The sequence below is a fragment of the Cuneatibacter caecimuris genome, assembly GCF_004216775.1.
Lineage (GTDB): Bacteria > Bacillota > Clostridia > Lachnospirales > Lachnospiraceae > Cuneatibacter > Cuneatibacter caecimuris.
The window spans coordinates 12513-30664 of record NZ_SGXF01000002.1 but is presented as its reverse complement, the minus strand read 5'-3'; the positions used below and the strand labels follow the sequence as shown (position 1 = coordinate 30664).

Sequence of the window (18152 nt, the reverse complement as noted above, 5' to 3'; positions counted from 1 at the left end):
ACTGAAATACAGGAGAAAATGAATGAAGCAGATATTTGCGGTGCTTCCGGAGCATCTGAACCCGGTGTCAGAAGGGGAAAAGCTGCTGTTGGAATGCAAAGAGAGAGAGGAACGGCTGAGAGGTATGCTGTTTCGTGATATTACTGCGGATCAGCTGGATTTCTCCGGCATTATGGCAGCTGGAGTAAAGTTTGTAAACTGCAGGTTCTGGAACTGCAGTTTTGAACGGTGTGAGTTTACAGATGTGATATTTGAAAACTGTGATTTATCCGGAAGTGATTTGAACAACGGATTTTTCCGCAGCGTGAGGCTGCAGGAATGCAAAGGCGTGGGCGCGAGCTTTGCGGGATGCAGTATCCTGGGAATGGAAATCAGGGAAAGCAATCTGAGCTATGCTAATTTTGATGGCTGCAGGCTGGAGAATATCCGGGCGGAAGATACGGAGATGAACAGCGCGAATCTCACCCAGTGCAGATGCAAGTCCGTCCATTGGGAGCGGATGCAGTTTTCCCATGCCAGTTTTTTTAAGACCAGGCTGCAGGGGATGGATTTTTCAGACAGTGACATTTCGGATCTCGTGCTGTCGGATGACTGCTCGGAGCTGAAGGGAGCTGTGGTAGACCTGTATCAGGCGGCGGAGCTGTCCAGGCGGATGGGGCTGGTGATCAAATCATGAACAACGGAAGGCTGTTTCAGATTTTATATCTGCTGCTGGAACGGGGAGAATTAACAGCTTCCTGGCTGTCAGAAAAGCTGGAAGTTTCCAAGCGGACGATTTACCGGGATGTGGACGCGCTGTCCTCTGCAGGTATTCCGGTCTATGCCAGTCAGGGGCGGGGAGGGGGAATCCGGCTTCTGGAGGGCTTTTCCCTGGACCGCTCCCTGTTCAGCGAGGAGGATCAGCAGAATATTTTGGCGGGCCTTCAGAGTATGAATGCGGTGGGGGCCTATGAAGATTCCCAGGTGATTTCCAGAGTGGCCGGCTTGTTTCAAAAAAGACCGGTGGAATGGGTAGAAGTGGATTTTGGCAGCTGGGACGCCAGCCGCAGGGAAAAAATATATTTTGAGACCTGCAAACAGGCAATTCTGACAGGCTGCCTGCTCAGTTTTGACTATTATAACTCAGAGGGAGTGCACAGCAGACGGCGTACAGAACCGGCTAAGCTGTATTTTAGAGGGGGAAACTGGTATTTATATGGTTTTTGCCTGGAAAAGCAGGAATGGCGGCTGTTCAGGCTGAGCAGAATGGAGGAACTCATTCAGGAGGACTGCCATTTTCAGCCGCGGCCTGCGCCCAAATTACAGGATGAATATGGAGGTTATGGCAATGCAGAAAAAGATATGCGTGGAATTATAGAAATGAAGCTGCGTTTTTCAGAAGCTGTCGCATTTCAGGTGCTGGATTTTTTTGGCCCCAAAGGCGCGGAGCGTTTGCAGGACGGCAGTTTTCTGGTAAAGGCCTCTTTTCCTCCGGGCCGCTGGGTGAGAGGTTTTTTGCTGTCCTTTGGCAGCGATGTAAGTGTGCTTGAACCGGAATGGCTTCGCAGGGAACTGGCAGAAGAGGCAGAAAAAATAAAAAACATATATCAAAGCTGACAGAAGATGTCAGCTTTGATGCTTTATACTATAGAAAAAACAGTAGGAGGAAATTGAAATGGAAAACAAAACATTTTGTCAGAGCTGCGGGATGCCGATGGAGAAGCCGGAGGATTTCGGAAGCAATGCCGATCAGTCACAAAACAGAGAATATTGCTGCTATTGCTATCAGAAAGGAGCTTTTACCTGGCCGGAGGCAAAGATGGAAGACATGATCAATCTCAACTTGAAATTCAATGAGGAAAACGGATTCCCCTTCGGCAATCAGGAAGAAGCCAGAAAGCAGATGGAGGGCTGGATGCCGCAGCTGGCCAGATGGAGGGATCAGAGGTAGAGAGGGTCTTATTTCTGTAATATATCAGAAAAAATTTGAGGAGATAAAATGCCGAAAGACTTTGTTTTCCCGGCATTTTATCTCCTCCATTCACGTGAAAGAGGTAGGGCGGAGAACGGCAGAGAATCAAACTGACGACGGACAGCCGGGGAAAGACTATCCTGCAGCCGCAATAACCGTGTGATTTCAGGAAAAGGAGCAGAAAAACTGAATGGATAATGAACTACTGAGCAATTTGGAGCAGCTGCATACAACGGAATTAGGCGCAGTGCGGATCAAAAGGAACCTCTCTTTGGATTTTGAGGATGTGGTGGAATGGTGTAAAGTGAAAACCAGTTCCCCGAATGCAGTAATCAGAAGAAGGGGGAAAAATTGGTATGTCATGATAGAAGGCTGTATTATAACTATCAACGCGCATAGCTTTACTATTATTACAGCTCATAAGGGATCTGTTTCGGACATATAACAATATATCCGAAATCGCGCTGCTGTTGTATCTTGATACAGCCTTGTAATTCTCGCCCAGGTGGGATATAATAAAGGTTAAAATCTTTAATGAGGTGATCAGATGCAGCTGGGTTCAGAGAACAGAGATCTGCCGGAAAAAGAGCAGAGTGAAAGCGGGGACGGATTTCTGCAGGAAGTTTTGGAGAAGCTGCGGGCCAGAATCCGGCAGCTGAACTCTTCCCTGGAAGAAGGCGCCAGGGAAGTGGAAGAAATGCATGAATATTACTGGGAAAATTATTCAGAAATGGACCAGTATGGATATGAAAATTTTGATAACCAGCAAGCTTTGTTTCAGCAGATGCACGCCAATGAAGAACAGCTGAAGCTGAAACGGCGTTTTCGGAAAATGCTGGATTCTCCCTATTTTGGAAGAGTGGATTTTATTTATGAAGGGGAAGAGGAAGCGGAGAGGTTTTATATCGGCATCGGGAATTTTTCTGAAAAAACCGGGAGCGTTCCTCTGATTTTTGACTGGAGGGCTCCTGTTTCCAGCCTGTTTTACGACTATGACCAGGGGCCGGCTTCTTATCAGGCTCCGGGGGGAGAGATGAGCGGGGAGCTTGTTTCCCGCTGGCAGTATAAGATCCGCGGCGGGAAATTGATCTATGGTTTTGAAAGCGACCTGAAAATAGATGATGAAATCCTGATGGCAGAGCTGGGCGCAGGGGGAGAGGTGCGGCTCAAAAATATTGTGCGCACCATCCAGCGGGAGCAGAACGCGATCATTCGCAACACGAAAGACAGAATTCTGGTGATCCAGGGGGCTGCCGGCAGCGGGAAAACTTCCGTTGCCCTGCACAGGATCGCCTATTTGCTGTACCACAACCGAAACAAGCTGAAATCTTCCAACGTGCTGGTGCTTTCTCCGAACAGTGTGTTTTCGGATTATATTTCTCATATTCTCCCGGAACTGGGGGAAGAAAATATCCGGGAAATGAGTTTTGACCTGTTCGCTTACAGGGAACTGCGGGGAATCGCAGCGGATTGTGAGGACCGGTACGACCAGATCGAAAGGTGTCTGGCGGACCCCGGAGAACAGGAGAACTGCCGGAATAAGCAATCGGAGGATTTTGTTGAGGCGCTGGATTATTACGCGCTGACGCTGGAAGAAGAGCTGGTGGAGTTTACAGACCTGTCTGTCCGGGGATATTCCATGGATTCCGGCCAGATGATCCGGCTGTTTTACGGGAAATTTCTGGATATCCCTCTTTTATCAAGGATGGAGGCAGTGCAGGAACGTTTTGTAGATGAATGGGAGACGCTGCGGGGCAGCGATCTGACGGAGGAGGAGCTGGCGGGACTGAAGGAGAAGTTTGCGGCCATGTATGAAACCAGAGATGTTTACACGATATACAACAGGTTTCTGAAGCAGCAGGGAATGGATTCTCTGCCGGATGTGCCTGCAGAGCAGAGAAAACTTCGCTATGAAGACGTCTATCCGGTTCTGTATCTGAAATACAGGCTGTTTGGAAACAGCGGGCGCAAAGAGATTCGGCATCTGGTGGTGGATGAAATGCAGGATTATTCTTTCCCTCAGTATACCATTCTGGACAAATTGTTTCCCTGCGGGATGACAATTTTGGGAGACAAGGCCCAGACGATAGAAGAGCAGGAACAGGACGTGACAGCTTTCCTTCCCGGGATATTTGGAAAACAGATGCGGAAAATCGTGATGAATAAGAGCTACCGCAATACCGTGGAGATCGCTGAATACGCCAACAAAGCGGCAGGGATTTCCGGCATAGAGCTGGTGGAGCGCCACGGCGCGCCGGTGGAAGAAAAATCCTTTTCTGACCGGGAAGAGGCTCTGGAGGCTGCGCTGCCCTGGTTGGCGGAACAGGAAAATTACGAGACTGCGGCGGTAATTGCTGCCACAGAAGAAGAGGCAGCCCGCGCGGCTTCCTGGCTGAAGGCGCGGCTGGGGAATTCGGGCTTTGATCTCGAAAACCGCTTTTCCTATCTGGACCGGGACAGCACAGTTTTTCGTAAAGGCGTGACTGTCACTTCATTTTATCTGGCCAAGGGCCTGGAGTTTGACAGGGTGATCGGGATTTTTGACAGCGGGAAGACAGATGGGCTCTACCGGCAGGCCAGATATATCTGCGCCACCAGAGCTTTGCATGAGCTGCATATGTACGAATACGGTGAAAAGGGAGAGGAAGAGACAAGATGAAGAGAGAGGGAAGCCTGGAAGAAATCTCGGACGGCAGGCTTTACGGGCCTGACGATCTGGTGAAGGCGGACTGCGGGGGCTGCGAAGGCTGCTCTGCCTGCTGCCATAACATGGGAGATACTGTAGTTCTGGATCCGTTTGATTTTGACCGGATATCCCGGCATCTTGGCCGGACGCCGGAGGACTTGCTTAATTCTAAAATAATTGATCTGCATGTAGAAGAGGGGATGATTCTGCCGCACCTGCCGACGGTGGGTTCAGAAAATGCCTGCGTATTTTTAAATGAAGAGGGCAGGTGCGGAATTCATATCGCCAGGCCCGGTATCTGCCGCTTGTTTCCTCTGGGGAGATATTATGAAGGAAATTCTTTCCGGTATTTTCTTCAGATTCATGAATGCAGGAAAAAGAGCAGGGCCAAAATTAAAGTAAAGAAGTGGCTGGACACGCCGGATCTGGCAGAATATGAGAAATATGTCCGGAGCTGGCATGGATTTGTCTCCGAAGTAAAAATAAAGGTCAGGAGTATGCAGGATTCAGCAGAAATGCGAAAAATGAATTTGGCTGTCCTGCAGCTGTTTTACCTGAAACCTTATTCCGGCGCAGACAATTTTTACCAGCAGTTTTATTCCCGCCTTCAGCATTTCAGACAGGAAACATGGAAAGAAACAGAGATGTAAACAAGATTTAAAGGCTGAGAATACTTGACAGACATCAGAAAAGGAGAGAAAATCATGGTACATCATATTGTAATGTGGAAATTTAAAGAGCACATCCCGGCGGAGGAAAGGCCGGAACTGCTGCGCAGAATGGAAGAAAACCTGAAAAGCCTGGTTGGAAAGGTTCCCGGCCTGCTGACAGTGGAATTCATCGCTTCGCCCATATCTTCCAGCACGCACGATATGGCGCTGGTAACGACTTTGGAAAAAGCAGAGGACATCGCTGTTTATGGAGCGCATCCGGCCCATGTGGCGGTAGCCGACGCCTATGTGCGCCCCTTCACCTGCCAGAGGGCGTGCCTGGATTATGAAGGATAAGGGGCAAGTGAAAAACCGGGGTACAGATATGCTGCAGGGGAGCATCGGCAAATCACTGTTCTTCTTTGCGCTTCCGATCCTGATCGGAAATCTGTTCCAGCAATTTTATAATATGGCGGACTCCGTGATTGTGGGACGTTTTGTGGGAGAGGATGCTCTGGCTGCGGTGGGCGCTTCTTATTCGCTGACCACTGTTTTTATATCTGTAGCCATTGGAGGAGGGATGGGAGCCTCGGTGCTGACCAGCCAGTATCTGGGCGCAAAGGATTACCGGAATTTGCGGATGTCAGTGCGCACTTCCCTGCTGTCTTTCCTGATCTTCAGCATCGTCCTGGGCGCGGGAGGATTCTTTCTGAGCCCCTGGATTATGCGGGCTCTGCAGACGCCGGACAATGTGATCGGACAGGCCCAGCTCTACCTGAAAATTTATTTTCTGGGGCTGCCGTTTCTGTTCATGTACAATGTGCTGGCATCTGTGTTTAACTCCCTGGGAAAATCCAGAATCCCGCTGTATTTCCTGATTTTTTCTTCTGTGCTGAATGTGATTCTAGATCTGTTCATGGTCTGCGTGCTGGATCTGGGCGTTGCGGGCGTGGCTGTGGCCACTGTGCTGGCCCAGGGGATTTCCGCAGTGATTTCTTTCTTCGTGCTGCGCAGACAGCTGAAGGCTTATCCGGCGGATGGGACTGTTTCTCTCTTCGACGGAAGTTATTTTGGGAAAATGCTGAAAATCGCCTTGCCTTCGATTCTGCAGCAGTCTATTGTTTCTGTGGGGATGATGCTGGTACAGTCTGTTGTCAATGGGTTTGGCTCCGCGTCTCTGGCCGGCTTTTCCGCTGCCATGAGGATTGAGAGCCTGTGTATTGTGCCTCTGATTGCGGTGGGCAACGCGGTGTCCACTTTTACGGCCCAGAATATTGGGGCCGGGCAGAAAGAGCGGGCGGTGAAGGGCTATCGGATCAGCTATCTGATTCTTGCAGGTTTTGCGCTGTTTATTATGATATGCCTGGAATTTTTCTATGAGCCGATTATTTCCATGTTTTTGGGTTCGGAGTATTCCGCGGAAGCTATGGCTACAGGGACAGGATATTTGCGGTTTATGGGCTTTTTCTTTATTATGCTGGGGCTGAAGATGAGCACAGACGGGGTGCTGCGGGGAGCCGGGGACATGTCTGTCTTTACGGTGGCTAACCTGGTGAACCTGACCATCCGCGTTGCCTTTGCTTATCTGTTTGCGCCTGTGCTGGGGATCAGCGCGGTGTGGATGGCGGTTCCCGTGGGCTGGACAGCCAATTATATCATATCGTATCTGCGCTACCGGACCGGGAAGTGGAAAACGGCGGAGGTGCGCTGACAATGGGGAGGGTTTACGATGAGGAATCATGAAGTTGTGAAGCGGATGGATTTATTGAAGGAAGACGGGAGCCTGAGGGAACCCGGATGGGCCAGGCAGCAGCTGTGGGAGTACAGCAGAAGAAAGATCCGCGCTCCCAAATTCCGGATCAAGGAATGGGATTATTATCTGGTGCTCTGCGAGGACTTCGCAGGGGCCTTTACCCTGTCAGACGACGGGTATATCGGGCTGCAGTCCGTATCCTTGCTGAATTTTAAAGAAGGCTGGGAACATACAGAAACAATCCTGAACCCCTTTCCCATGGGAAAGATGAAGATGCCGGAGAGCTCGGGGAAAGGGGACGTTACTTATCGGGATAAGCGTCTCCATATGACTTTTTCCGTGGGCAATGGGAGACGGCGGATTCGGTGCAATTTTCAGAATTTTTATCAGGGGAAGCCATTTTCCTGTGATATTCTGCTGCGCCAGCCGCAAATGGATACCATGGTGATTGCAACGCCTTTTTCCGAGAAGAAAACAGCTTTTTATTATAACCAGAAAATCAACTGTATGCCTGCCTCCGGTTCCATGAAATTTGACGGCAGGACGTATGTGTTTTCAGAGGAGACGGATTTCGGCACCCTGGACTGGGGGCGGGGTGTCTGGACTTATGATAACTGCTGGTACTGGGGTTCAGGCAATGCGGTGGTAAACGGAAAGCCCTTTGGTTTTAATATCGGCTATGGGTTCGGGGATACTTCCGCCGCTACGGAAAACCTGCTTTTCTATGACGGAAGGGCCCATAAGCTGGAGGATATTGTATTTCATATTCCCTCCGACAGCTATCTGAAGCCATGGACCTTCACTTCCAGTGACGGAAGGTTTGAGATGGACTTTCAGCCGGTGCTGGACCGGGCCGCCAGGACAAACGCGCTCGTGATTGAGACTGACCAGCATCAGGTTTTTGGGAAAATGAGCGGAAAGGCTGTGCTGGACGACGGGACGGCGCTGGAGATCCGGGATATGTTGTGTTTTGCGGAGAAGGTACATAACAGGTATTGATGGGATGTTGGATGTTGAGCGGGTTACTGAAGATGTCGAAATGTGTCGAACCATAAGATTTACAGTAGAAAAAGCAAAAAAACTTGACATCCAGCGAAAGCTGTGCTAGTCTGAACTTAAGTGATGAGAAAGAACGTGAAGCGCACAAGGGGCCTGGCCCCTTTGCGGGATGAATTGCAGAAATTGTCGAAACAGCGCGAAGAAGAATGAGGAGGAAGCCCATGGAGGGATTCCTTTGCTGACAGAAAAGTGACTTGGAAGATCAGGCATAAAATAGTGTATTTGAAACGGATGAAAAGAAGTTTTGAGTACTGTTTTATGCCCTTTTTATTTCATAGGAAAGAGCACCTATGAAATAAAACCGCTCCGCGGAGGAACGCACTGCGGCGGAGCGGAAACATGTCGCTTATTCGACCCGCCGCAGGCGGAGAAGTCCGTAAGCGGACTTCTTTTTACCATAAGACCATCCCGAGAAATTCTCCCGATTGCCGGAGGAGCCCGGCATGAAGTTGCGGGAAAGGGCGGTTTCAGAATCAAACCAGGGGGGAGGCGGATTCCGGTGCAGAGCTAAGGGAGCAGTGGAGCGCGGAGCATCCGGCGGGAGAGGCCGGAATACAAGAGGAAGAAAAAGAAAGGATACCGGGGAAAATGAGAAAACATTGGAAGAGACGAATGACCGCAGCCGTATTGGCGATATCCGTATGGATCACCAGCCTGTCTTTGGACACGGTCCAGGTGAATGCAGACCTGATCAAACGCTACATCCCATCGGAGGAGTTCGACCGGACGCAGAACCTTACGGTGGACCCGCTTTCCTATCTGGAGGAGAAGGATAAGGAGAAGAGCCAGCAGCACTATATCCTGGAGGAGGACTTTGAGCGGCGTGACGAAGGGGTGAAGCATTTCGTCATGGAGGACGGCTCGGGAGCTGCGGTGGTGTACGGGAAACCGGTCCATTACGAGGAAGAAGGGGAATGGAAAGAGATTGACAACCGCCTGGAGAAGACAGAAGGGGAGGATGGGAAGGAGTATTACCAGAATACCGCATCGGATGTAAGAATCCGCCTGGCCGGGGAGGCGCTGGCAGAAAAGCTGGTGTCCATCTCAAACGACGGAAAGGAGCTGTCCTGGAAGCTGTCCGCCGGGAACGGGGAGGAAGGGACGGAGGAAACCGGAAGCAGGGAAGGAACTGAGGGCGCTGCGGGAGAGAGCAGCTCCGGAGAAGGGACTTCCGGGGAGCCGGCTTCGGAAGAAGTCCTGTCAGAAGAGGGCGGAGAGCAGGAAAAGGCAGAGCCTGAGCAGGAAGCGGGAGCGGCATCTGATCAGAAGAAGGGGCTTCCCGGTAAGGAGTTATCCGGCAGGGCCAGAGAAGAAGCGGCGTCTGAGGCCGGAGAGAAGAACCAGGAAGAAACCGGGGGTCCGGCCCCTGCTTTGGAGACCACGAAAGAAGAGGCAGCCGGGACCTCCGCAGAGCCGGTCCGGGAAAGCGAAAGGGAGACAGGAGCGGCAGATTCCACCGGGACAGAGGGGGAAACCATGGCTGAGACCGGGACGGATGTGCCCCTGGAATCCGCAGCGGAACCCACGGCAGAAGAAGCGGCGGGACTGAAGAACGCCCCGTTCCAGAAGCAGGAGCAGGAAGCGCCGCAGTTTCAGTGGCGCAGGGTACCGGGGCAGCCTGCGTTATACCAGGCAGGCAGCGCCTTCCCGGAAACAGAAGAAGAGAAAGAAGCCTATAACCAGGAAATGAGCGCGGTGCTGAACCTGGAGGACGGAGGGGTGTACCGGGAGATCCTGCCGGCATTGACCTGCAGATGTCCTGGATGCCAAAACGCTGAAAGAGAACATCACCTTAAAGAACGCGGAAGCAGAGATCAGCGCCCTGCGTTTCCTGATCGACCATACCGGCTGTGCGATGGAAAAAGAAGAAGACGGAAGCCTGAGGGTGACGGACCGGGAGACCGGAGAAGTGGTGTATACCATGCAGGCGCCGTTTCTGGAGGACAGCAAAGGTGCGTACAGCGACGGGGTCTCCTATGTGCTGGAACCAGTGGATGAATCCCGCACCAGGCTATCCTTCCGGGTGGAAGAGAGCTGGCTTTTGGAAGAGGAAAGGGCCTGGCCGGTGGTGATCGACCCCATCACCGTGACTGATTCCTACCAGAACATCCAGGATACCTTTGTGTCCTCCCGGATGCCCGGGACCTCCTTCAGCGATTATGGAAAGTTCAACGTAGGAAATGACAGCACCTCCTACGGGCTGATGCGGGGGTATATCCGTTTTCTGGGATTCCCGCAGCTGGAGCCCGGGGACGCCATCTATGACGCCAGGATCTATTACTACTGCGGAAGCTTTTCCTCCAACGGGGACGCGCCCTTTTATATCGTGGCCAGAGAGCCGGGAAGTGCGTGGAACAACAGCATCACCTGGAACAGCCAGCCGGCCATCGGGCAGGCGGGCCCGGTCCTGGACTGGTCCACCATGGCGCCCTTAGGAGGGATCTACCGTCAGAAATATATCAACGTGACCAAGGTGATCAAGAAGTGGTACCGGGAAGGGAGCAGCAACAAGGGGCTGGTGCTGACCCTGGCCAATGAGAGCACGCCGGGGAATGTGTCCTTTGTGAGCGGGAGCAAGCCGGATGTGCCAAGCGCCCTGTACCCCACAGGCTATTTCTTCTACCGGAACGCCCTGGGGCTGGAAAGCTACTGGTCCACCCACACCCAGCAGGCGGGAACGGCGGGGACCGGGTATGTCTGCGACTTTAACGGGAACCTGGTCTTTGTCCATGGGGATACCCAGACCACCAGCCTGCGGATGAGCGCAGGGGTGTCCCATATCTATAACGCGGCGAACCTGGATAAAGACGACCGCTACGGGAAAGGGTGGACCCTGGACAAGTACCAGAGCCTGGAGCCCACCACAGGAAAGATCAAGGAAAACGGGTTTTTGTATGTGTACCTGGACGGGGACGGGACGAAGCACTACTTCTACAAAGACAACAACAAGCTGATCGATGAGGACGGGCTGGGCCTGACCATCATCCAGGAGAGCTCCTCCAACAATGACCTGTACCGGATCATAGAGGATAAAGACGGGAACCGGATGGTGTTTGACATCTGGGGGAAGCTGCGCCGGTTCCAGGACTTAAACGGGAACACCGTGTCCATGAATTACTCCCCCCATAACGACGGGAATTACCTGAGCACCATGCAGGACGCCTCGGGGAACATGCTGAGCTTCCACTATACGGAAGGGTACCGTCACCTGTCCTCCATCACGGATGAGGCGGGGAGGAGCATCCGGTACGGCTATGACGCCTCCGGAAAGCTGACCTCCGTCACTTATCCGGACGGGAGCAGCAGCAAGTACTCCTACGACGGGGGAGGGAGGCTGAGCGGGGCCCGGTCCGCGGACGGCTACCAGGTGAACTATGAATACGTGCTGGATATGGGGGTGCCCCAGGTCAGCAGGGTGTATGAGAGCAGCGGAAACAGCACAGGCAGGAGCATGAAGATCGAATACCCGTCGGTGGGGACCACGGTATTTACCGGCTGCGGCCCGGACGGGGCCCTGGAGGGGACGGCGGACAACCAGGTGACCACCTACCATTTCGATTCCTACGGGAGGACCGTGGACCTGCACGATGAGGAAGGGGCTGCGGCGAATTACCGGTTCTACAGCGAAGGGTCGAAAGCCAACAAGCTGGAGACCGAAGGGTCCATGCAGAAGACGGTGCGGAACCTGGCGTTAAACGGAGGGGCCCATGACGGCTGGTCCTACTTTGACGTATGGAGCTTCGGCGGGGATGAAGGGAGCCAGGCGGTGGACGCCGGAACGGGATTCCTGGACCTGTCCTCCTTTAAGCTGTATAAAGGGACCGCGGCAGGAGGAAGGGAGTGGTTTTCCCGTCTGGGCGTGAAGCCCGGGACCACCTATACGCTGTCCGCCTATGTGAAAACAAAGAACGTCAGCGGAAACGGCCGGGGGGCCTACCTGGTGGCGGATGACTTAAACGGGAGCAAAGCCTATTCCAGGGCCCTGAAGGGGACCACGGAAAGCGCGGTGGATGATGGATGGCAGAGATTAAGCGTGACCTTCACCACGGGAAAAAGCCAGAACACCGTGAGCATCAACGGAGGCCTGGAGGGGTGCAGCGGGGAAGCCTGGTTTGACAACATCCAGCTGGAAGAAGGAGAGGCGGCCAACCGGTATAACCTTCTGACCAACAGCGGGTTTGAAACAGGGAGCGGCGGAAGCGCCTACGGGTGGATCAGAAGCGGGAGCAGCCAGGGGAGCGAAGCAGTGAGCGGCGCCCAGAAGTGGGAAGGGAGCCAGAGCTATACCATGACCGGAGACCCGGCGCAGAGCAAACATCTGTGCCAGCAGGTGAAGGTGAGCGGCCGGGAGGGGGATGTGTATACCTTAAGCGGCTGGGCGAAGCTGGATGCGATCCCGGATACCCGGGTGAGCCTGGCGGCCGCGGTATTGTATGATTCCGGAGATCCCAAGTGGGTGGAACTGGATTACAACTACTATGTGGACGGATGGCAGTATGTCAGCGGGATCATCAATACCGACGACCAGAATGCGTCCACCAGCCGGAAGTACCTGCGGATCGATGTGTATGTGTTCTACGACAACAACTACAACAAGGCGTACTTTGACGGGTTCCAGATGTGCAAAGACGATGCGCCCACCTATGTGTATGACAGCAAGGGGAACCTGATTTCCGCCGTGGAGGCGCAGGAACAGAGCCGGTTCCAGTATGACGGGAAAGACAACCTGACCAAAGTGGTGGACCCGGTGGGGACGGAATTCACCTATACTTATGATGAGAAGAAGAACCTGACCAGAGCGGAAAGCTCGGAAGGGCTGGTTTACCAGTTCACCAATGACGGGTACGGGAACCCCACCCAGGTGAAGATCACAGGAGGGGGGAGCCTGCAGATGCAGGGGAGCCTGGCCTATGACGCCGCAGGGAAGCAGCTGACGAAGACAACAGCCAGCGACGGGACGGTCATCACCTATGGGTATGACGGGAACCTGCGGCTAAAGACCAGCCAGACAGACCCGGGAGGGACAACGAACTATGGGTGGAACAGCGTCAATGACCGGTTAACCAGCGTGAGCCGCCAGGGGAGCGGGGGAAATTCCGTAGTGGAGTATCAGTATGACGCGGCGGGTATCATTACTATGGTCCGTCATAATGGTTTTGACTACAAACTAAATTTTGACAGTTTTGGAAATACCGCTTCTGTTTCAGCAGGAGGCCAGACGCTTGTGACAAATGAGTACTTGACGAATAATGGAGAACTGTCAAAGGTAACTTATGGAAATGGTCAAAACATGAGTTATGAGTATTACCCGAATGGCCGGTTAAAAAGAGTAAAGCAAGGGGACAGAACCGTCTGCACCAACATCTACGACGGGGAAGGGAGGCTGTACCGCCAGATCACGCCGGAGTGTCCGGAAGGGATTCAGTACCACTATGATACGTTAGGCCGTCTGATTGGGCTTAGTGGAAATATAGAACTTAGAATTAAATATGATGAAATAAATCGGGTGGATACTGTAACAACCATTATCGAAGGGAAAACCACATCAACACAATACTGTTATGGGGCAGAAACCAGTAACAGAAGCCAGCTAAAAGAAATAAAAGTAAATGGAATACCGATTCTTTCTTATGAAATGGATGGACTACAGCGTCATATATCGAGAACCTATCCAGATGCGGGCGGGTATAAATCCAGCTGGAAATATAAAGATGGAATGAGTGGAAATGCAACAGTCCTTCCAGAAAGAATCATCAATGGTAATGATAAGCTGGAATATAAATATGATTCCATGAATAATGTAATAGAAGTGAGAGAAAATGGAACTTTGACCCAGTCTTATGAATATGATAGCCTAAATCAGATGATCCGGGAAAACGATGTCAGAACCGGAGTAAGTACTGTCTATTCTTATGATACCGGAGGCAATTTGTTATCAAAGAAGCATTATGAGTATACGACAGGAAGTTTGGAAGGAAAAACGTTAAAGTCAGAGGATACCTATGGATATCAGACGGATGGATGGAAAGATCTGCTGAAATCTTATAATGGAGGAAGCATATCCTACGATGGAAGCGGAAATGCGGTAAAATGGCGTGGCAATATCGGTTTTTCCTGGACTTCCGGAAAATTTTTAGCCAGCGTTACAGGAGCAGGCCAGGAAATTTCCTACACTTATGATGTCGATGGAAATCGAACCAGTAAAACAGTTGGTGGAGTAAAGACAGTCTATTATCTATCAGGAAGTCAGATTCTTGGGCAAAAGAAAAATAATGAACAAATGGACTTTCTGTATGATGAAGAAGGAAAAGTAACAGGTCTGGATTATAATGGAAGCAGGTATTATTATATTCGAAATGCCCAGTCGGATGTGATTGGATTGATTGACAAAACAGGGACTCAGGTGGTTAAATATACATATGATGCCTGGGGACGAGTCTTGTCGGTTACCGGAAGCCTGGCGACTACATTAGGAAGAGCGAATCCATTTCGATTTAAGGGTTACTACTACGATTTGGAGACAGGATTATACTATCTCCAAACAAGGTATTATGACCCTGTAGTCGGCCGTTTCATCAGCGCGGATACAGCGGCAGTGCTCCTTGCCAGGAAGATGGACGTGACAGAGAAAAATCTGTTTGTGTATTGCAATAATAATCCGATAAATTTTTCTGATCCGAATGGGCAGATAATAGGTCTTATAATAGGAGCCGGTTTGCTGGTTTCAGCAATATCAGGTGTAAGTATGGGAGTTTCGGCAGAAATGTGCGGTCAAGATTTTTGGAAAGGGTTCAAGGCAGGATGTGCAGGGGGTGCCGTGGGATATCTTTTTACTATTGGTGGACATCCAATTGCAGGAAGAGGTGCTGCAACATTTACGTCTGATCTGTATTATGAATATTTACTAAATGGTAATCTTGATAATATGGATTGGGCGCTATTTACAGCAGATGTTCTTATGGATATGAGCCTAGAGTTACCTTTTGCACTACAAGGGGAAGGAATAGCCGCAAAAGCACTTGGAGCAATTCCGGGAAGCGTAATAGATGGCACAATTGATGTTGGGCAAACTGCAATGTATTTTACGCCTGAGGCACAAGCTTCTATTAGAGACACATCGCCATCTAGTGGCAATGGAAATGCTGCGGCTGAGTATGTTTCATTTGCAGAAGCTGCTAATAATTTGCTAAGAGCCAGTTATCACAAAAATGGAATAGTGAAGAAGGGAGGAATGGTGGCATATATCTGGTAAAAAAGAAGATATTTGTTGTAAAAAGATATAAATTATAGTACGCGGTTGGGAAGTGATATTCTTGCCGGGGATATCACTTCCAAGTCTTTTATAAATATGGATTTGCGAGGAGGGAAGATTAACATCTATGAATTTTAAACAGAAAAGTGAAAAATACACATATGGACCTGTGTATGGAGAAGAAAAATTAAAAGTACAAAAGACTGCAATGATACTAATGTGCCTTATGGGTGGTGTTTTTATTTGGATAATCATAGAGGGATTGATGAATGGAGGTTCAATTAAAGATGCAATGATATTTGCTATAACGTATATACTACTCTTTTTTCTTTTAAGTCTTTTTAGTTTAGAATACTATTCAATTTATATATTAGAAGAATACGGAGTTAGGCTGGATTGTAAATTACCATTTATCAAAAAAAAATTCAAATGGGAAGAAATAAAATTATTGAAAGAAAGCACATTGTTAGTTCATGTATGGAATAGGTGGAAGTATCGTGAAGCAAAGTTTTTTGTATTGTCTATTGACCCTAAATATAATAATCATATCTATGATGAAAAAGATCAAGCAATCCAAAATAACCGAAAGCGCCGTGTGATCTGTATTCCTAAAAACGAAGAAACCATAAGATGCCTGAGGTATTATGAGCCAAGGATGATTAATTGTGTAAAGGAGGTTACATTATAAAAAAACATATAAGAGAAAAGATCTTTGAACATACGAAATATACGTTATAGTACTTAGTTCGGAAGCGATATCTCGGTCAGGGGTATCGCTTTCTGAATTATGACAGCTTTGGAAACAGCATCAGCATCTCTGCGGGAGGGCAGACCCTGCTCACCCACCAGTACCTGACAAACAACGGGGAGCTGTCCCAGACCACCTATGGGAACGGCCAGAAGGTGAGCTATCAGTATGACCAGTATGAGCGGCTGAAATCCGTAAAGATCGGGGACAAGACTGTCTGCACCAACATCTATGACGGGGAAGGGAGGCTGTACCGCCAGATCACGCCGGAGTGCCCGGAAGGGATCCAGTACCACTATGATACGTTAGGCCGTCTGACCGGCCTGGGCGGCCAGGCAGAGCTGCGGATCACCTATGATGGAGTGAACCGGATGGATTCCCTGACCACTGTGGCGGACGGGAAGAGCCTGAAGACCCAGTATGTGTACGGGACAGAAAAGAACAACAAGAGCCAGATCAAAGAGATCCGTGTGAACGGTACCGCAGTGCTGTCCTATGGTACGGACGGCCTGCAGAGGCGCATATCCCAGACCTACCAGGATGCGGGCGGGTATCAGACCACCTGGGAGTACAAGGCGGGCCCTTCGGGGAATACCACGATCCTGCCGGAGAAGATGACCAATGGGAGCAGCAGCCTGGAATACCAGTATGACGCCATGAACAACATCACGGAGATCCGTGAGAACGGGACGCTGATCCAGTCTTACGCCTATGACGGCCAGAACCAGCTGGTGCGTGAAAACGACGTGAGAAAGAATGAGACCGTGACCTATGCCTATGACACCGGCGGGAACATCCTGACAAAGAAGCACTACGCCTACACCACAGGAAGCCTGGAAGGGAAGACGCCCGTATCCACCGACAGCTACGGGTATCAGAACAGCGGGTGGAAGGACCTGCTGACCTCCTACAACGGGGCGCCGATTACTTATGACGGGAGCGGAAACGCCACAAAGTGGACGGGGGGAAGGACCTTCACCTGGGAGGCAGGAAAACGGCTGTCGGGAATCCAGGGAGGGGAAGGGGAAGTATCCTATACCTACGATGTGGACGGGAACCGAACCAGCAAGACCGTGGGAGGAGAAAAGACGGAGTATGTGCTGAACGGGAGCCAGATCCTGAGCATGAAGAAGGGGAAGGAACGTCTGGACTTCCTGTATGATGAGAACAGCAGCCTGATGGGCCTGGAGTATAACGGGACGAGGTATTACTACATCAGGAATGCGCAGCTGGATATCATCGGAATCATTGACAGGACAGGGAAGCAGGTGGTAAGCTATCAGTATAACGCCTGGGGGAAGGTGCTGCCGACCACGGGAGAGCTGAAGTGGAGTGTGGGAGTGGCGAACCCGTTCCGTTATAGAGGGTACTACTACGACCAGGAGAGCGGGCTGTATTATCTGCAGAGCCGGTACTATGATCCGGTGGTGGGGCGGTTTATCAGTGCGGATACGAGCTCGGTGCTGACGGCAAGCCCGATGGAGGTAACAGAGAAAAATCTGTTTGCCTACTGCGACAACAAACCAACTATATATTTAGATTGGAACGGAGAAGATGCAGCTCTTGTTTTTGAATGGTGGACCGGTAGTATGTGGTGGCTTAGTGGTGCGGATGGGCCACTGCCGATAGGAGATGCCGTATATATCATTGGAGCTGGGGTACTTGGGATTGGCGCTATTATATGCTCAACTAAGAAGAAAAATACAAGTAATTTACCACATCAGGGGGACGTATCAGAAATTCCTGATGCACCTCCAGTGAGTGCGGGACAACAGGGAAAACATGTTCCAGGCCATCCTAATAATGATAAAGGGAAGTCTCAGTGGAATGAAGGGGAGACGGGAGTAAAACAAACTCAAGAAGCATGGAATAATGGTATTCCAGATAGGGCAGATGGAAGTATACGCATTGGAGTCGCTTCTGATGGAAGGGTAATAAGGGTTCATAAAGGAAAAGGAAGACTTCATGGATATCCATGGAAGTTTAGATTATAAAATCTTGGTACATAACAGTAATTCCTTAACTTACATTTATTCTTTTAGGTACCGATGAT

The 18152-nt window shown here is 50.6% G+C and carries 13 protein-coding genes; all 13 read left to right on the top strand.

Annotated features, from left to right (window positions below):
• Positions 1–22: 22 nt before the first annotated feature.
• Positions 23–676 carry a pentapeptide repeat-containing protein gene (locus tag EV209_RS06450; protein ID WP_130434284.1) on the top strand — a complete coding sequence of 218 codons (654 nt, stop codon included), beginning with the start codon at positions 23–25 and terminating at the stop codon, positions 674–676.
• Positions 673–1596, top strand: a complete 924-nt coding sequence (locus EV209_RS06445; RefSeq protein ID WP_130434282.1) for a helix-turn-helix transcriptional regulator — start codon at positions 673–675, stop codon at positions 1594–1596. The genes EV209_RS06450 and EV209_RS06445 overlap by 4 nt, the downstream gene beginning before the upstream one ends.
• A gap of 58 nt (positions 1597–1654) precedes the next feature.
• Positions 1655–1930: a zinc ribbon domain-containing protein gene (locus EV209_RS06440; RefSeq protein ID WP_130434280.1), complete on the top strand. Its 276-nt coding sequence runs from the start codon at positions 1655–1657 to the stop codon at positions 1928–1930.
• A 211-nt stretch (positions 1931–2141) separates the two neighbouring features.
• Positions 2142–2396, top strand: a complete 255-nt coding sequence (locus EV209_RS06435; RefSeq protein WP_130434278.1) for a DUF3781 domain-containing protein — start codon at positions 2142–2144, stop codon at positions 2394–2396.
• Positions 2397–2498: 102 nt separating this feature from the next.
• Positions 2499–4610 (top strand): HelD family protein, encoded by a 2112-nt coding sequence (locus tag EV209_RS06430; protein ID WP_130434276.1) that lies wholly within the window; start codon positions 2499–2501, stop codon positions 4608–4610.
• Positions 4607–5287 carry a YkgJ family cysteine cluster protein gene (locus EV209_RS06425; protein ID WP_130434274.1) on the top strand — a complete coding sequence of 227 codons (681 nt, stop codon included), beginning with the start codon at positions 4607–4609 and terminating at the stop codon, positions 5285–5287. The genes EV209_RS06430 and EV209_RS06425 overlap by 4 nt, the downstream gene beginning before the upstream one ends.
• A 54-nt stretch (positions 5288–5341) precedes the next feature.
• Positions 5342–5644 (top strand): Dabb family protein, encoded by a 303-nt coding sequence (locus EV209_RS06420; RefSeq protein ID WP_130434272.1) that lies wholly within the window; start codon positions 5342–5344, stop codon positions 5642–5644.
• On the top strand, positions 5634–6998 hold the full coding sequence (locus tag EV209_RS06415; protein ID WP_130434270.1) for an MATE family efflux transporter: 1365 nt from the start codon (positions 5634–5636) through the stop codon (positions 6996–6998). The genes EV209_RS06420 and EV209_RS06415 overlap by 11 nt, the downstream gene beginning before the upstream one ends.
• An 18-nt stretch (positions 6999–7016) precedes the next feature.
• Entirely contained in the window at positions 7017–8039 is a 1023-nt protein-coding gene (locus EV209_RS06410) for a DUF2804 domain-containing protein (RefSeq protein ID WP_130434268.1), read from the top strand.
• Positions 8040–8687: 648 nt separating this feature from the next.
• Complete coding sequence (locus EV209_RS16625; protein ID WP_243647523.1) at positions 8688–10097, top strand: hypothetical protein; 1410 nt, start codon at positions 8688–8690, stop codon at positions 10095–10097.
• The gene (locus EV209_RS06405; RefSeq protein ID WP_279387337.1) at positions 10021–15351 is read left to right on the top strand and encodes an RHS repeat-associated core domain-containing protein; all 5331 of its coding nucleotides are present in this window, start codon (positions 10021–10023) and stop codon (positions 15349–15351) included. The genes EV209_RS16625 and EV209_RS06405 overlap by 77 nt, the downstream gene beginning before the upstream one ends.
• A 127-nt stretch (positions 15352–15478) precedes the next feature.
• On the top strand, positions 15479–16039 hold the full coding sequence (locus EV209_RS06400) for a hypothetical protein (RefSeq protein WP_130434264.1): 561 nt from the start codon (positions 15479–15481) through the stop codon (positions 16037–16039).
• A 215-nt stretch (positions 16040–16254) separates the two neighbouring features.
• A complete protein-coding gene (locus EV209_RS06395) occupies positions 16255–18093 on the top strand; it encodes an RHS repeat domain-containing protein (RefSeq protein ID WP_130434262.1) in 1839 nt (612 codons plus the stop codon).
• The last annotated feature ends 59 nt before the right edge of the window (positions 18094–18152 follow it).